The sequence below is a fragment of the Streptosporangium sp. NPDC002721 genome, from assembly GCF_042888905.1.
Classification (GTDB): Bacteria; Actinomycetota; Actinomycetes; order Streptosporangiales; family Streptosporangiaceae; genus Streptosporangium.
This window is the reverse complement of record NZ_JBIAQI010000021.1, coordinates 94,681-109,661: the sequence shown is the minus strand read 5'-3', so window position 1 is coordinate 109,661 and position 14,981 is coordinate 94,681. Positions and strand designations below refer to the sequence as shown.

Annotated in this window: 15 protein-coding genes and 3 pseudogenes; 8 read left to right on the top strand and 10 right to left on the bottom strand. The window is 72.3% G+C overall.

Annotated elements, in window-relative coordinates:
* Positions 1 to 45: 45 nt before the first annotated feature.
* A complete protein-coding gene (locus ACFYWM_RS28935; RefSeq protein WP_389919668.1) occupies positions 46 to 546 on the top strand; it encodes a hypothetical protein in 501 nt (166 codons plus the stop codon).
* A gap of 77 nt (positions 547 to 623) precedes the next feature.
* Here the strand turns inward: ACFYWM_RS28935 and ACFYWM_RS28930 are convergent, their stop codons facing one another.
* The gene (locus tag ACFYWM_RS28930; RefSeq protein ID WP_389919663.1) at positions 624 to 1,001 is read right to left on the bottom strand and encodes a winged helix-turn-helix transcriptional regulator; all 378 of its coding nucleotides are present in this window, start codon (positions 999 to 1,001) and stop codon (positions 624 to 626) included.
* Between the two features lie 130 nt (positions 1,002 to 1,131).
* Here ACFYWM_RS28930 and ACFYWM_RS28925 point away from each other — a divergent pair, with 130 nt between their 5' ends.
* Both ACFYWM_RS28925 and ACFYWM_RS28920 read left to right on the top strand, forming a co-directional pair.
* Positions 1,132 to 1,497: a DoxX family protein gene (locus ACFYWM_RS28925; RefSeq protein ID WP_389919660.1), complete on the top strand. Its 366-nt coding sequence runs from the start codon at positions 1,132 to 1,134 to the stop codon at positions 1,495 to 1,497.
* A 208-nt stretch (positions 1,498 to 1,705) separates the two neighbouring features.
* Positions 1,706 to 2,338, top strand: a pseudogene (locus ACFYWM_RS28920) (phosphatase PAP2 family protein); the annotation flags it as partial.
* 45 nt (positions 2,339 to 2,383) lie between these two features.
* Here ACFYWM_RS28920 and ACFYWM_RS28915 read toward each other — a convergent pair.
* The 4 genes and pseudogenes from ACFYWM_RS28915 to ACFYWM_RS28900 all read right to left on the bottom strand — a co-directional run.
* Complete coding sequence (locus ACFYWM_RS28915) at positions 2,384 to 3,067, bottom strand: response regulator (protein WP_389919657.1); 684 nt, start codon at positions 3,065 to 3,067, stop codon at positions 2,384 to 2,386.
* A gap of 7 nt (positions 3,068 to 3,074) precedes the next feature.
* Complete coding sequence (locus ACFYWM_RS28910; protein ID WP_389919654.1) at positions 3,075 to 4,511, bottom strand: sensor histidine kinase; 1,437 nt, start codon at positions 4,509 to 4,511, stop codon at positions 3,075 to 3,077.
* Between the two features lie 281 nt (positions 4,512 to 4,792).
* Positions 4,793 to 5,908: a sensor histidine kinase gene (locus tag ACFYWM_RS28905; RefSeq protein WP_389919651.1), complete on the bottom strand. Its 1,116-nt coding sequence runs from the start codon at positions 5,906 to 5,908 to the stop codon at positions 4,793 to 4,795.
* Positions 5,905 to 6,399, bottom strand: a pseudogene (locus ACFYWM_RS28900) (response regulator transcription factor); the annotation flags it as partial. The gene ACFYWM_RS28905 and the pseudogene ACFYWM_RS28900, both read right to left, overlap by 4 nt.
* Before the next feature lie 25 nt (positions 6,400 to 6,424).
* Between ACFYWM_RS28900 and ACFYWM_RS28895 the strand changes: the two are divergent.
* Positions 6,425 to 7,654, top strand: a complete 1,230-nt coding sequence (locus ACFYWM_RS28895; RefSeq protein ID WP_389919648.1) for a hypothetical protein — start codon at positions 6,425 to 6,427, stop codon at positions 7,652 to 7,654.
* A 213-nt stretch (positions 7,655 to 7,867) separates the two neighbouring features.
* Here ACFYWM_RS28895 and ACFYWM_RS28890 read toward each other — a convergent pair whose 3' ends face one another.
* Positions 7,868 to 8,296, bottom strand: coding sequence for a nuclear transport factor 2 family protein (locus ACFYWM_RS28890; RefSeq protein ID WP_389919646.1), 429 nt, complete (start codon positions 8,294 to 8,296; stop codon positions 7,868 to 7,870).
* A gap of 112 nt (positions 8,297 to 8,408) precedes the next feature.
* On the opposite strand from ACFYWM_RS28890, the gene ACFYWM_RS28885 reads away from it, so the two are divergent.
* From ACFYWM_RS28885 to ACFYWM_RS28875, 3 genes are all read left to right on the top strand, one after another.
* Positions 8,409 to 8,978 carry a PadR family transcriptional regulator gene (locus ACFYWM_RS28885; RefSeq protein WP_389919643.1) on the top strand — a complete coding sequence of 190 codons (570 nt, stop codon included), beginning with the start codon at positions 8,409 to 8,411 and terminating at the stop codon, positions 8,976 to 8,978.
* Positions 8,979 to 9,322: 344 nt separating this feature from the next.
* Positions 9,323 to 9,517 carry a hypothetical protein gene (locus ACFYWM_RS28880; RefSeq protein WP_389919900.1) on the top strand — a complete coding sequence of 65 codons (195 nt, stop codon included), beginning with the start codon at positions 9,323 to 9,325 and terminating at the stop codon, positions 9,515 to 9,517.
* On the top strand, positions 9,450 to 9,845 hold the full coding sequence (locus ACFYWM_RS28875; RefSeq protein ID WP_389919883.1) for a 2'-5' RNA ligase family protein: 396 nt from the start codon (positions 9,450 to 9,452) through the stop codon (positions 9,843 to 9,845). Before ACFYWM_RS28880 ends, ACFYWM_RS28875 begins: the two co-directional genes overlap by 68 nt.
* Positions 9,846 to 10,042: 197 nt before the next feature.
* On the opposite strand, the gene ACFYWM_RS28870 is transcribed toward ACFYWM_RS28875, so the two are convergent.
* Complete coding sequence (locus ACFYWM_RS28870) at positions 10,043 to 11,017, bottom strand: helix-turn-helix transcriptional regulator (RefSeq protein WP_389919641.1); 975 nt, start codon at positions 11,015 to 11,017, stop codon at positions 10,043 to 10,045.
* Between the two features lie 62 nt (positions 11,018 to 11,079).
* Here ACFYWM_RS28870 and ACFYWM_RS28865 point away from each other — a divergent pair, with 62 nt between their 5' ends.
* Positions 11,080 to 12,210, top strand: coding sequence for an epoxide hydrolase family protein (locus ACFYWM_RS28865; protein ID WP_389919639.1), 1,131 nt, complete (start codon positions 11,080 to 11,082; stop codon positions 12,208 to 12,210).
* Positions 12,211 to 12,493: 283 nt separating this feature from the next.
* Here the strand turns inward: ACFYWM_RS28865 and ACFYWM_RS28860 are convergent, their stop codons facing one another.
* From ACFYWM_RS28860 to ACFYWM_RS28850, 3 genes and pseudogenes are all read right to left on the bottom strand, one after another.
* On the bottom strand, positions 12,494 to 12,694 hold the full coding sequence (locus tag ACFYWM_RS28860) for a hypothetical protein (RefSeq protein WP_389919882.1): 201 nt from the start codon (positions 12,692 to 12,694) through the stop codon (positions 12,494 to 12,496).
* Between the two features lie 646 nt (positions 12,695 to 13,340).
* Positions 13,341 to 14,282: pseudogene (locus ACFYWM_RS28855) on the bottom strand (ATP-binding protein); the annotation flags it as partial.
* Positions 14,258 to 14,782, bottom strand: a complete 525-nt coding sequence (locus ACFYWM_RS28850; RefSeq protein WP_389919898.1) for a hypothetical protein — start codon at positions 14,780 to 14,782, stop codon at positions 14,258 to 14,260. The pseudogene ACFYWM_RS28855 and the gene ACFYWM_RS28850, both read right to left, overlap by 25 nt.
* Between the last annotated feature and the right edge of the window lie 199 nt (positions 14,783 to 14,981).

The following is a 14,981-nucleotide window of genomic DNA, read 5'->3' as shown; positions in this document are numbered from 1 at the left end:
TTGCTCCCCCGCGGCAAGCGGGGGACGGTTGAGAGGGATGGCCGAATGCGCGGGTCCACGAAGACGATCCTCCTCGCCGCCGCGCTGTCGATCGGGGGGATCGTCGTCAACCCCGCCCCCGCGGTCGCCTCCGTCGCCGGTCCCGCGCACACGGTCGCCCCCGCCGTCAGCCCGGAACGGGTGTGCGGTCCCGGCTTCGCCCGGGTCGCCCGGAGCAAGCAGGCCGTGAGGACCCCCTCCGGCGACGTGCTCGGTCACGTCTACCTGCTGTACGACCGCAGGACCGGCTACAACTGCGTCACCACGATCAAGACCTCGAACGTCGGCGTCGCCACCTTCGCCTCGGCCACGGTCACGACGCAGAGGATGGGCGCGAGTTCGAGCGGGCCCGGCAGGAACGAGGGGCGGCAGGTCAAGTCCCACATAGGCCCGCTGAAGGTCTACGGCAAGGGCCGGTGCGTCAGATACTCCGGCACGATCTGGGACGACGGGCGCGGCGCCGCCGTCGCCAAGGCCCGCTGGAAGTCCTGGGGCCGCTGCGGCTGAGCAGGACGGGCCGGAAACGCGTTTCCCGTCACGGATCGGCGTGTCATGGGCGAAGCGGCCGGGGGCGGGACCTCGGGTCACCCGTCGCGGGTCTGGTAGGCCTCGCGGCTGGCCTCGATGTGCGAGATGTGCTCGATGGCCCAGCCGGCGAGGGCGAGCGCGGGCGGGATGAGGCTCTTGCCGGTGAGGGTCAGCGCGTACTCGACCCGTGGCGGGACCTCGGCGTACACCGTCCGGGAGACCAGGCCGTCGCGTTCGAGGTTACGGAGCGTCAGGGTCAGCATGCGCTGGGAGATCCCGGGAACCTGCTGGTGCAGGTCGGTGAAGCGCAGCCTGCCCTGGTCGAGGGTCGCCACGACCAGCAACGTCCACTTGTTGCAGATGCGGTCGAGGATGGCGCGGATCGTCCGCCCGCCGTCTCCCCGGATCATGCAGGTGTGCTCGTACTCCGACATGACAGTCCCCTGTGTGTAAGGCACACGCGTGTGCCTTTTGTACGGCTTCCAATGGTGACGCATCATGGGGCTTCTTACGACCGGTAACCATCGTGGCAGGCGCCACGTCACCAACCCCGAGGGGTCCCCCATGGAGATTTCCTACTGGATCGTCGCGGCGCTTATGGCCGCCTTCTACCTCTACGCCGGGGGCAAGAAGGTCGTCCAGAGCCAGGAGCGGCTCCAGCCGATGATGGGCTGGGTCGACACCGTCCCGATGCCGCTCGTCCGCCTGATCGGCGTCCTGGAGGTTCTCGGCGCGGCCGGCCTGATCCTGCCGCCGCTCACCGGGATCGCGCCCTGGCTCGCCGTCGCCGCGGCGATCGGCCTCCTCCTGATCCAGATCGGCGGCATCGCGGTCCACCTGAGCCGCGGCGAGGTCCGGCAGATCGGGCTCAACATCGCCCTCCTGGCAGCCGCCGCGGCGACCGCCTGGCTCGGCACCACCTGGCTCTGAACCGTCCGCCCGGCGTCCCTGGCGGTTCCCCGGCCGACGGGGAAAGCGCCTCCCATGCCGCGGGAGCGACGAGCTCCGGGGTGGCTGTCGAGGACGACGGCGGCTTTGGACATGGTGGCCGCGGGGTGTCAACCCTGACGTTCGTCCAAGCCCGGCCTTACCGTTCGACTCAGGTGTCAGGCTGTTGCCGTTCCTACGGTCAGTGGCTATGAGAACTGACTCCAGGCACGATCTCGGTCGTCGGCTGCTGGGCTCAACCGTGTTGCTGGGCGCGGGGGCGGGAGTGGTCGCCTGGCTTTCTCCGGGCGGGTTGGGCGAGGCCGGTCCGGTGAAGATCGTGGATGGGGCTTCGGCATCCGCGTACCGATCGGTGACCGGGGCGGTGGCCGACGCGCCGTCATGGGTGGGCACGGCGCTGGAGGTGGCCACGGAGGGCACCCTCGTGGTCCTCGGGCTGCTGCTCGTCCTGGTCTGGTGGATCGCCGTTCGCCGCAAGGACGCTCACGGTGTCGGCGCGACCGTCGTGATCGGTGTCGGCACCGTCGCCGCCTACGCGATCAGCGAAGCGTTGAAGCTGGTGGTGGACGAGGAGCGGCCATGTCGCGTGGTGCGGGGGGCGGGGGCGGCGATCGCGGAATGTCCCGCGGCAGGGGACTGGTCGTTTCCGAGCAACCACGCCACTCTGGCCGCCGGGCTCGCGGTCGGGCTGGCCATGCTGCGTCCCCGCCTCGCCACGGTGACTCTGCCGCTGGCCGGGGCGGCGGCGCTGCTGCGGGTGATGGTGGGGGTTCACTACCCGCATGACGTGCTCGCCGGCGTGATCCTCGCTGCCACCGTGGTGGCGGCGGTGCTGTTCGCGTTCACGCCGCCGGCGGCGCGGCTGGTGTCACCGCTGCTCGGACGCCTGGGCGGGAACGATCCCGGCCTCGTGGGCCACCACGGCCGCCGCCGCCCGGTTGTCGACGGCCAGGCGGGCCAGGATCGAGCTGACATGGGCTTTGACCGTCCCCTCCACCACGTGCAGCCGGCGGGCGATCTGACCGTTGGACAGCCCGCCGCCGAGGAAGGCCAGTACTTCGCGTTCCCGGGCGGTGAGCGCATCGATCCGCCTGCGGGCGGTGCCGCGCCGGCCGGCCAGGGTTCCCGCGCCGCTCGCCGCGAGATGGGCGACCACCCGGGCGGCGACTTTCGGTGACAGATAAGCCGCACCGTCGGCCACCGCGCGGACTCCCGCGATCAGCTCCTCGGGCTCACCGGACTTGATCAGGAACCCCGCGGCTCCGCCGCCGAGTGCCTGAAGGATGTAGTCGTCCTCGCCGAACGTCGTCAGGATGACGACACCGGTGGCCGGAACCGTCCTGCGGATCTCCGCGGCGGCTTCGATGCCGTTGACCTTCGGCATACGGATGTCGAGCACGGCCACCTGAGGGCGGTGGCGCTGAACCAGTCCCACCGCCTCGTGGCCGTCGGCGGCCTCGGCGACGACGGTGATGTCCGGGTCAGCCGACAGAACGGCCCGCACGCCCGCGCGGATCATCGGCTCGTCGTCGGCGATCAGTACGCGGATCATCGGACACTCACCCGGCGAGTACGTCCGCGGACACCAGCTTGCCCGCCCGGAAGCACAGGCGGTAGGTGTCTCCGGATCGGTCGTCGAAAGGATCGGCTGTCATCGCGTAGTACTCGCACGTCATGCCCTGTTCTTCTGATCCGACGACTCCTAGTGGATGGGCCGTCTGCTGATCCGGCAGATACCGCTCCACCTCGGAACGATCCTGCCCGATTCGCAGGCCGGCGTAGTTCTCCGGAGCCAGCACCGACTGCCCCGCCGTCAGCATCTCCCGCCCTCTCAGGACACCGCCGAGCAGTGCGCCCGTCACCAGGGGCAGCATGAACGCGGTGACCAGGGTGCGGCCGAGCTTGCGGCGGGCGCGCCGGTGCTCCCGCGGCACGGCACCGCCCGAGGCGGGCGACGCGAGGCCGGAAGAGGGCGGCGACTGCGCCGCGGAGCTGTGCGGGAGCCGGGCCAGGACGGTGAAGCCACCACCTGAGGGACCGTAGGTGAGGGAGCCTCCGGCCAGCCGGACGCGTTCGTCCAGGCCGATGAGGCCGCGGCCCCCGCTCCCGCCCCGGGACGGGAGATCGACGGTGTTCGCGAGGCCGTTCTCCACCAGGACCTCGGTCTCGGTGGCCATGTGCCGGACCTGGACGGCCGCTGCCCCACCAGGCGCGTGTTTGGCGACGTTGGTCAGCGCCTCCTGCACGACGCGGTGCGCGGCCCGTTCGACCACCGGCGGCAGATCGCCCATCTCGCCCTCGACGCACAACGTGACCGCGAGTCCGGACGCGGATGCCCTGGCGACCAGGTCCGCGATATCGGCACCGACCGGCTGTGCCGGCGCCCCGTCCGTCTCCTCGCGCAGGATGCCGATCACCTCACCGAGGCGCTCCACGGCGGCCGCCGCCCTCGCCCTGATGTCCGCCGCGGACGCCCGGTGCGCCTCCGGCAGATCGGGCGCGAGCTTCAGGGCGGCGGCCGACAGGGCGATCAGGCTGAGGTCGTGGCCCAGGACGTCGTGCATGTCCTGGGCGATACGGGTCCGCTCACGCAGCCGGGCCTGCTCGGCGACGAGCCGCTGCTCACGTTCCAGATGCTCGGCCCGCTCCCAGCCGGCCCGGACGAGTTGCCGGTACTGGCGCCAGAACCGGCCCGCGAACCAGGGCAGCATGGCGGCCCCCACCACCACCGCCACGAACCGGCTCCCCAGTTCGATCCAGGAGGGGACCACCGAGACCGCCACCACGGCGATCGCGAGCCCTGCGACCAGCACGAGCGCCGTCGACCGGACCCGCCCGTACCGCAACCCCACCACAAACGCGGTGACCGCGGTCGGCACGGCCCACCACAGGCTGATGACACTCAGACCAGCCGCCACCGTGGCCGCCACGCTCAGCAGGAGCGCCACCCCGGGTGGCCACCACCCCCCGGCGTTCCCGGTTCTCTCCGCGGTCACAGTCTCGCCTCGGTCGTCCCTCTTCCCACAGCCGTGACGATACGCAGAGCCGTGCAACACCGACACTGCCGAAAGTCCAATACGCAGATGCGCCGGGCGAGCACCGCGCTTTCAGGGGAATTGAATCAGGCAGAACCAGGCGCGCGCCCACGCCGCCGCCCTGACCCGAACCGCCACCCGCCCGCGGTTCCCCCTCCCCCGGCGTGCCGGTTCCGGAACCGCGGGCGCTCCGGTACCCGGCCGGAACCGGGGCGAGGCCGTCGGTGACGGGACCGGTGACGTCAGGGGTGGTTCGGATGGGATCCGTGCGCGAACCGTACGGTGACGGACAGGCCACCTTCGGGGCGTGCGCCGATGGTCAGGGTGGCGCGGTGGGCGTGCGTGACGGCGTTGACGATGGCGAGGCCGAGGCCGTAGCCGTCGCGGCGGCCGTGACGTGCGGGCGCGAGTCTCTGGAAGGGCTGAAGGAGGCGTTGGATCTGGTCGCCGGGGATGACCGGCCCGCTGTTGGTGACCGTGAGGGTCACCCCCGTGCCGGAGGTCTGAGTGGTGACCCTCACATGTCCGTCCGCGTGGTTGTGGCGGACGGCGTTGTCGACGAGGTTGGCGACGAGGCTTTCCACCAGTCCCGGGTCCCCGGTCGTCACCGCGGGCGTGAGGTGTTCGGCGAGGTCGATGCCCCTCTCCTTCGCCCGTTCGCGGCGGGGGGCGAGCACCCCTTCGACGACGTGGGCGAGGTCGAAGGAGTGCCGGCGGGTGAGCCCGCGCTCGCCGGTGGCGAGGGCGAGCAGTGCCAGGACGAGCCGCTCCTGGTGTTCGCCCAGGACGAGGGCCTCCTGGCAGGCCGAGCGCAGGGCCTCGACGTCGGCGTCGGGGTCGGCGAGGGTGACCTCGAGGAGGGTACGCAGGCCGGCGAGCGGGGTGCGCAGCTCGTGGGAGGCGTTGGCGACGAAGTGGCGCTGGGCGTCGAAGGAGGCCTGCAGGCGGGCGAACAGATCGTCGAGGGTGTGGCCGAGTTCGGTCAGCTCGTCCGTGGGCTCGCCGAGGTCGAGGCGCCGGTGGAGGTTTCCGGCGGAGATGATTCCGGCGGTGGCGGTGATGGCGCGCAGCGGGCGCAGGAACCGGCCGGCGACGAACCAGCCGAGGGCCAGGGCTACGGGGATCAGGACGACCAGGGCGACGGCGGACCCCGTGAGAAGCCTGGGCAGGCTGACCCCGGACCCGGTCTCGGCGACCACGCGCGACGAGGGCCGGCCTTCGGGGACGGTCGCGTCGACACCGGCGAGCGGGACGGCGACGAACACGACCACGAAGACCCCCGCGGCGTAGACGCCCGCCGCGTAGGCGAGCGCGAGGCGCGTCCGCAGGGACCTTCTGGCGAGCTTCCGTGAGGTCATGACGGTCCGATGCGGTAGCCGCCCTCGCGAACGGTCTCGATCACGGGCGGGTCGCCGAGCTTGGCCCGCAACCGGTGCACGGTGTGCTTGACGGCACTGCTGAAGGGGTCGGCGGCCTCGTCCCAGACGCGTTCGAGCAGTTCCTCGGCGGAGATGACCAGGCCGGGTACGGCGAGCAGGCATTCGAGCAGGGCGAACTCCCTGGGGCTCAGCTCAAGGCGCCGGCCGGCCCGGAACGCGGCACGGCGGGCCGGATCGAGGGAGATGTCCCCGTACGCCAGGGTGGGCGGCAACGGCGGGCCGGCGCGGCGGGCCAGGGCGCGCACGCGGGCGACCAGCTCGGCGAACGCGAACGGCTTGGGCAGGTAGTCGTCTGCGCCGAGGCCGAGCCCGTCGACGCGGTCCTCGATCGTGCCGGAGGCGGTGAGCATCAGCACGCGGACCTCGCGGCGGTCGTGGGCCAGCCGCCGGCAGATCTCGTCCCCGTAGATGCGGCAGCCGGACGCCGTACCGGGGGTGCGCAATGTCAAGAAGGGGGTGGTGCCCTGGGCGAAGGCCGGGCTCCTGGTCAGGCAGAGCCTCACGCAGGGCACGCCGTACGCCGCCGTCATGATCACCGGCGGCCATGGCGTGCGGATGCAGCACGATTTCATCCACGACGTGGCCGGCGGCGCCGTGAGGGGGCCCGTGTGGCTGCGGCTCACCAGATCGGGCGACACTCTCACCGGCCACGAGTCAGGCGACGGCAGGACGTGGACCGAGGTCGGCACGGTCGAGCCGACCGGACTGCCGGAGACGGTCGAGATCGGGCTCTTCACCACCTCGCCGGGCGCCCTGTGGGAGATGGCGGAGGCCTTCGCCCAGGCCACCGCCACCTTCGACCAGGTCACGCTGCGGGGCGCGAACGGTTCGTGGCGGCGCGACGACGTCGGCGTCACGATGAAGGAGGACGGCAGGACCCCGCATCACCCGGGCGAGGTCGTCGAGTCCGGCGGCAGGTTCCTCATCACCGGGAGCGGGGACATCGGGCCCGCCACGGTGGACGGCGGTCTGCGCGCCGACCTCGTGCTGGCCGGCGGAGGGGTGGGGCTGATCCCGGTACTCGTGGCGGCGGTCGTGTTCCTCACGTCGGATCATCGGCGCGGCGTGTTCCTCAGGGCGGATCACCGGCGCGGGCCGACCGGGACCGGCCTGGCGGCCAGGGCCGTGGTGATCGGCGCGGTCGCGTTCGTGACGGGGTTGGCGGCCTCGGCGGTCGTGGTCCCCGTCGGCCTGGCGATGTTGCGCGTCAACCAGAACCCGATCCAGCCGATCACCCCGGGTACCGGGCTGCGGGTGATCGTCGGCTACGCGGCGCTGACCGCGGCCGCCGCCGTACTGGCTCTCGGCCTCGCCGCGCTGGTCAGGCGGGCCGTCGTCGCCATCGGGCTGGCCGTCGCGCTGGTCGTCGTGCCCCACCTGCTGGCGACCGCGGGCCTGGCGCCATGGCTGCTGACGATCACCCCCGCCGCCGGGTTCGCGATCACGCAGAGCGTCCCCACGTTCGCGCACGTGGTCCTGTCGCCGCTCGGGGGCCACTACCCGCTCCCGCCGTGGGCAGGTTTGGCCGTGACCTGCGGATACGCCGCCCTCGCCCTCGGGGCGGCGGCGGCCCTGCGCCGCCGGGGGGCGCCGCGCCGGGTTCCGCCTCCCGGAGCGGCACCGGGCTCGACCCCCACCGGCTCCACCTTCGGCCACCACCCGTGACAGGGGTACCCGTTCGGCCGGCATGCCGGGGGCATCGCGCGGACCGGAAGGGGCCTCTCGGGGCCGACGTCAGGTCGGCGTCGGCCGCCGGGTGGCCCGAGGGCCGTCCCCCGGTGCGGGAGCGCCGGCCGGCGCGTCGTACGGTCTCGGCGGTCGACCGGAACGGACTCAGCCGGTCGTACGGGACGGGCTCAGCGGTCGCCCGGGACGGGTTCAGCGCTCGGCCGGGGCGAGGCCGTCGGCGACGAGACCGGCGAGGACCGCCTCACCCAGGGCGTGGACCGCGGACCGCGGGCGGACCATCACGGTGAACTCCCTGATCAGGCCGGCCTCGTCGAGCTGGAGGAGATCCATGCCGTGGATCTGCTTGCCGCCCACGGTGGCCCGGAACAGCAGGACGATCGACGGGGCCTCGGTGCCGTCCGCGCTGGTCCGCGCGGTGCCGTCGAGCTGCCCGATGTAGCGGAAGTCGTCCTCGAAGGTGCGCAGCAGGACGCCGAAGAGGCCCAGGACCATGGGTTTGCCCTCGAAGGGGGTGAACTTCACCGGGCTGTACAGACGGATGTCGTCGGTGAACAGGTCGCCCAGCGCGGCGAGGTCACGACGCTCGACGGCGGCCCGGAAGAGGTCTGCGGTGGTCATGGCCATATCCCTGTAGTCAATAAAGTGATTAGTCACTTTATTGACTATCATGATGGGTACTCACAGGGGAAGACACCCACCAGACACTCACCGGGCAAGAGGGGGCGTCTCGATGGCGTTGCGACACGCCGTGCTGGCGGCGCTGCTGGACGAGGAGCTCAGCGGCTACCAGCTGGCCAAGGCGTTCGACCTGGGCGTGGCGAACTTCTGGCACGCCCTCCCCCAGCAGCTGTACGCCGAGCTGGCCAAGCTGGAGAGGGAAGGGCTGGTCACCGGCCGGGAGGTGATCCAGGACTCCCGGCCCAACAAGCGCCTGTTCAAGGTCACCGGGAGCGGGCTGGCCGAGCTGGAACGGTTCGCGGTGACCGCCAACAAGCCCTCCTTCATCCGGGACGACCTTCTCGTCAAGATCCAGGCCGTCGACCACGTCGACACCGACGAGGTGATCGCCCAGCTCATGGAACGGGCCGCCTTCGCCGACGCCAAGATCGAACTGTTCGGCGGCCTGCTGCGGAAGATGCGCGGCGACCGGAGCGAGGAGGAGTTCCTGCGTGACGACGAGCGCGTCGGCCCCTACCTGACCTGCCTGCGCGGTCTCGCCTTCGAGCAGGGCAACCGGGACTGGTGCCACCGGAGCGCGGCGATCCTGCGGGAGAGACGGGCCTCTCACACCCGGCGGTGAACACCCGCACCCCGCCGCCTTGGCTTCGCTTTCAACCCGGTAGCGGGTGATTCCCGACGTGGAACGGCCACCGCGCGATGCTCCGAGGGGTCGCTCGATCGCGTCGGGTGACCCCTCGTACTGTCCGGCGGCCGGTCGAGGTCGCGCCCCTGGAGGTCTCCCCGCCCGCCCGCTCGCCGGGCCTCCGCCTGCGACCGCTGTCGACGACCTCCTGGAGCTCGTCGACAGCGGCATCCCGGCTCCTGGCCGGAAGCCGCGGGCGGTCGCGGCCGAGCCGGCAGGCGCAGGAAGACGGCCGAGGAGGAAGCGGACGCGCCGATCTGCGGACCGGTTACCGTTGCCGGATGCACACCATCGAGCTGACCTGTGACGACATGCTCGACTCGGCGGTGCGCGCGGTCTGGGACCGGCTGGCGGCCGAGGGACTGCCCAGCCAGGCCCGGCACCCGCACCCGACCAACCCGCCCCCATCTGACGCTGGCGGTCTGCGAACGGCTGCCGCCCGACGCGCCGGCCGCGTTCGCCGAGACCTTCGCTGACCTGCCGGTGCCGGTCAGGCTGGGGCCGCTGCTGCTGTTCGCCGGCCGGGCGCGGGTGCTCGCCTGGGGCGTGGTGCCGCAGGCCCGGCTGCTGGCCGTACACGCGGGGGTGTGGCGGGTGCTGGGCGGCTCCCGCGGCGGCAACCCGCTGCACGCGCCGGGACGGTGGCTCCCGCATGTGACGCTCGCCCGCAACCTGGACGCCGCGACCCGGGCGCGGGCGGTCACGGTGCTCGACGGACTGGCCGAGGTCACCGGTGCGTTCTCCGGCGCGCGCAGCTACGACGGCGCGCTCCGCACGACCGTCCCCCTGGCGGGACAGGGCTGACCAGGCCTGTCACCGCCGCCCCTTCCGCGTCGGGCTACGCCCAAGGACATGAGCGAAACTCCCTGGGACAAGGACGCCGCCGCCCGGATCCAGCCGGCCGCGGCGAAGACTTGAAGGCTGCCGGTCGGCCCGCGCGGGTGGATGGATCGGTGGGGGCTCAGCCCTTTCATGCGGCGACGGGCGCTCACCCGGCTGGATCATTCGGGTGCGGATGACGTGGTCGCGCGGAGGTATCGGTGGGCGAGCCGGCGCAGGTGCGTGAGGAGTTCCGGTGGCCCGGTGACGTCGAGGTCCGCGTCGAGCAGGCCCAGATGGACGGCGAGGGTCTCGATCGTGTCGGCGCCGGTGTGCAGGACGCAGGTGCGGTCGTCGAGGCGTTCGACCGTGCCGGCCGCCGGGCCGATGCGATCGGCGATGACCTCGGCGGGCGCGTGCACGGTGACCTTGGCCCGGTAGCGCCAGGCGGCGGCGGACACCCGGCCGGAGACGTAGGCGGCGACGTCGTCGTCGGGCAGGTCCCGTGGGGTGAAGCGGGGGCCGGTCGGGGTGCGGGGCCGGATCCGGTCGACGCGGAAGGTGCGCCAGTCGCTCCGCTCGACGTCCCAGGCCAGCAGGTACCAGCGGCGGCCCCAGATGACGAGCCGGTACGGCTCGACCGTGCGCACGGTGGCCGCGCCGGCGTGGTCGCGGTAGTCCAAGCGCAGCCGTTCCCGGTCGCGGCAGAGCGCGCTCAGCGTGGTCAGGACCGCCGGGTCGGCGCCGGGGCCGGTGTCGCCGCGGGGCACCGGCACCGTGTAGGCCTGCAGGGTGTTGACCCGGCGCCGCAGCCGCGACGGCAGCACCTGCTCCAGCTTCGCCAGCGCCCGTAACGACGCCTCCTCGATTCCTGTGATGGCGCCGCCGGTCGCGGTCCGCAGGCCGACGGTGACGGCGACCGCCTCCTCGTCGTCGAGCAGCAACGGCGGCAGCACGGCACCGGCGCCGAGCCGGTAGCCGCCGGCGGAACCGCGGGTGGCCAGCACCGGGTAGCCGAGGTTGCGCAGGCGCTGCACGTCGGCCCGTACGGTCCGCCCGCTCACCGCGAGGCGCTCGGCGAGTTCGGCGCCGGTCCACTCGCGCGGGGTCTGCAGGTGGGAGAGCAGCCGCAGGAGGCGGGCCGAGGTGTCCAACATTCCTTCAGCATGGCGGACCATTAGGAGCGGAGTCGTCCTAATGGTCCGGCAGGGTCGACGCCATGACCGAGATCGACACGGCCGAGATCCGTGATTTCCGTATCGACATCCCGCAAGCCGACCTGGAGGACCTGGCCGAGCGCCTGGCCCGGGTCCGCTGGAGCGGCGAGCTGCCCGAGGCCGGCGACGACTACGGCGTGCCGCTGCGGTACGTGCAGGGCCTGGTGCGGCGGTGGCGCGACGGCTACGACTGGCGCGCGTGGGAGGCGAAACTCAATTCCCACCCCCAGTACACCACCACCATCGACGGGCAGAACGTGCACTTCCTGCACGTCCGCTCACCCGAGCCGGACGCCACCCCGCTGCTGCTCACGCACGGCTGGCCGACCACCGTCGTGGAGTACCTCGATGTCATCGGCCCGCTGAGCGATCCGCGAGCCCACGGCGGCGATGCGGCCGACGCCTTCCACCTGGTGATCCCGTCCATCCCCGGGTTCGGCTTCTCCGGTCCCACCACCGAGCGGGGCTGGGACCGGTACCGGATCGCCAGGGCGTGGGCCGAGCTGATGCGCCGCCTCGGCTACGCGCGTTACGGCGCGCACGGCAACGACTGCGGCTCACACCTCTCACCCGAGGTGGGCCGTCACGACCCCGAGCACGTCATCGGCGTGCACGTCACCCAGATCTTCTCCTTCCCCTCCGGCGACCCGGCCGAGCTGGCCGGCCTGTCGCAGGAGGACCAGAAAAAGGTCCAGTTCCTGCGGTGGTGGACGGACAACGGCGGCGCCTACGACAAGCTGCAGTCCACTGCGCCGCAGACCCTGGCCCACGCGCTGGCCGACTCGCCGGTGGGACAACTGGGCTGGAACGCGCAGCTGCTCGGCCCGAACCTTGATGCGGACTATGTGCTGACCAACACCATGATCTACTGGCTCACCAACACCGCCGCCTCGGCCGCACGCCTGTACTACGAGGACTTCCACGCCGCCGGCAGACCGGCCGAGCCCACTACCGTGCCGCTCGGGCTGGCGAACTTCGCCTGGGACTTCCAGTCGATCCGGCCGTTCGCCGAACGCGACCACAAGAACATCGTGTCCTGGAACGTCTACGACACCGGCAGCCACTTCGCCGCACATGACGTGCCCGGCCTGCTGGTCGACGACATCCGCGGCTTCTTTCGCCGGCTGCGCTGAACCGTGTCGAGCGGGTGCGCGCGGCGGGCATTTCGCCGCGCGCACCCGGGTTCGAACTTTCGGGAGTACCGTCATGCAGACTTTCGGGAGTACCGTCATGCAGACCTTGACCCGCCGCGCCCTCAACCGCGCCACCCTCGATCGGCAGCTGCTCCTGCGCTGCGCCGACCTCACCCCGCTCCAACCACCTCCTCAGCACGGCCGACGCGTTCGCGCTGCGCCCCCTCGTGCAGCCGGCGCTGGATCGCGACCCGGTCATCCGCGCCGTCGTCGACGCCGAGCGCTAGCGCTTGGCGCAGACCGGCTCGTACGGCAGGCCGGGCACGTACTGGGCCCATTCGGCCGGGGTCACCTCGCGGCCGAGCATCGCGCAGACGGAGGTGAAGGCGTCCGGGGACAAGGCGACGTCCCACACTTTGACCAGCGAGTCGTATCCGCCGCTCACCAGGCGGGTGCCATCCCGGCTGTAGGCCAGCGACGACACCTCCGACGCGTGCGCGGCGATCAAGGCGCCTGAACGCCACGGACAGCACGATGGTGGTCTCGTCGCCCACGTTGAGCGGGGCGCGGGCGGCGCGTCCGGTCCGCGCGTCCCACAGGTGGACGTCGCCGCCCAGCCCGCCGCCGGCCAAGAGGGTGCCGTCGTGGTTGAAGGCCACCGCGAACGACCCGCCGGCGTGGCCGGTCAGGACCGCGCGGCCCGGGTTGGCCAGGACGTTCAGCAGGCTCGCGCGCGCCTCGTCCGTCGGGCCAATCCGCCAGGACATCGCGGACAGGGGCGGATCGTTGGTGGTCAGCGCGCTCTGCGCCGACAGCTGCCGCGACAGCGCGGTGTCGCGCTGCGCGTCGATCGCGTTGCGGGCGGCGGCGGCCAGGAGGGCGGCGGTGGACGTGGCCACCAGTGACGTGACCAGCAGGCTCACCAGAGCCCGTCGCGTCCACCTGGCCCGGCGGTCCGATCGGAGCCCGGCGGCGAGGAAGCCCGAAGCGGTCGCGGAGATCGGCTGGCCCGCGTCGCGCAGGTTCGCCAGCCGCGCCAGCCGCTCACCCCGGTACAGGTAAGCCGCGCCGCGCTGCCGTCGGTCCCACAGCCGGGCGTCGACCTCCAGCTGCTGCACCGCCAGCAGCCCGGTCCTGTCCTCCTCGATCCACCCGTGCAGCGGCGGCCAGCTCCGGATGAGCGCCTCATGAGTGAACTGGACGGAGTCGGCGTCGACGGTCACCAGCCGGGCCCGGACGAAATGGTCGAGCACCCGCCCGGTGCCGGTCGTCTCCTCCAGCGGCAGTTTGCGCGCGGTGTCGGGGCCGTCGCTGCCCAGGCGGACCAGCCGGGTCAGCAGGTCCCTGGGGGCCCGCTGTTCGTCGGCGTCGAGCGCGTCGAAGGCGGTGTCGGCGCTCTGGGCGAGGGAGCGCATGATGCCGCCGGTCCGCCGGTAGCCGGCCAGGGTCAGGGTCGCGCCCTGCCGGTGGTCCCACGTCTCGCGCAGGGCGTGCGACAGCAGGGGCAGCACGCCGGCCGGTTCGGCTTCGGCCGTACCGCTGCTCGGGTCCTCCATCAGCAGGTCGACCAGGCCTTCCTGGAAGGTCAGGCCGGTTGTCCTGGCGGGTCCTTCGATGGCTTCGCGTAATCCGTCCCGGTTCATCGGCGTGACGACCAGGGGGCGGCGCAAGGCGGGGACGAGGGCGGGGTGGCGGGTGCAGTGGCCGAAGAAGTCCGCGCGCACCACCACGATCACCGGCCGGCCGTCGGCCTCCAGCGTGGTCAGCAGGTCGACGAACTGGACCCGTTTCGCCTCGTCGGGGCAGGCGGTGAACAGCTCCTCGAACTGGTCGACGATGATCGGCGCGGTCGGGCCCCCCCGCGCCAGCCGCCGCAACAGGGTGGCGACCGGTTCGGGGCCGGGCCGTGTCAGTACGGGTTCGATGCCGTGCAGCCGGGTGAGCGAGGCGATCAGCCCGGCCCGGACCAGCGACGACTTGCCCGCCCCCGACGGACCGGTCACCACCAGCAGCCCCCCTTCGCCGGTCCGGTCGAGGAGTTCGGCGGTCATGGCGTCCCGCCCGAAGAACAGGTCGGCGTCGGCCGCACCGAACGCCTCCAGCCCGCGATACGGGCACGGGCCGGAGGACTGCGGCCGCCCGCTGGTGCGCAGCGCCGCCCGCGCGTACTCGAACTCCTCGCTCTGGCGGCGCAGCCGTTCGTACGCCTCGTCCCACGCCTCGCGCGTGTCCAGCCCCTCCGGCAGTGACAGCCGCCCATCGCGGACGCCTCGGAAAGCCGGCTCTTGGCCTTGTCGTACGGCAGCAGCAGCGCCCCCGCGCAGGCCAGCGCGACGAACCTGTTGGGGATGCGCAGGCAGATGATGTCGGACGTCGGGCCGGCCAGCCAGTCGGACCGGCCGGCGGCCCTTTTCATGGCGGCCGTCGTCCGGGTGGAGAAGTAGAACGTGCAACTGAGTCCGGCGCAGGTGACCCGCCCCGCTTTGTCGGAGGAGGCGTGCGTCGGTGCGGAGGAGATCGTGGTGAGCAGTGCGGCGGTGATGAGGACCAGGGCGGGTGTGCGAGCGCGCATGGGAGCTCCCAGGAGAGGGGATGTGATGTACCGCCACCCTGTGATCCCCTCCGACTGTCCGGCCAGGGGGGCCGGACGCTCTGGTCGTCGGTTTCTCCTTCCCGCCAGGTCAGGGGTGCTGTCCGGCGGCGCCGGACACCTCCGTGTGAACGCGGCGCGGTCGGCGGTGTCAGGGAGGGTGTGTGCTCTTGGCCACTGC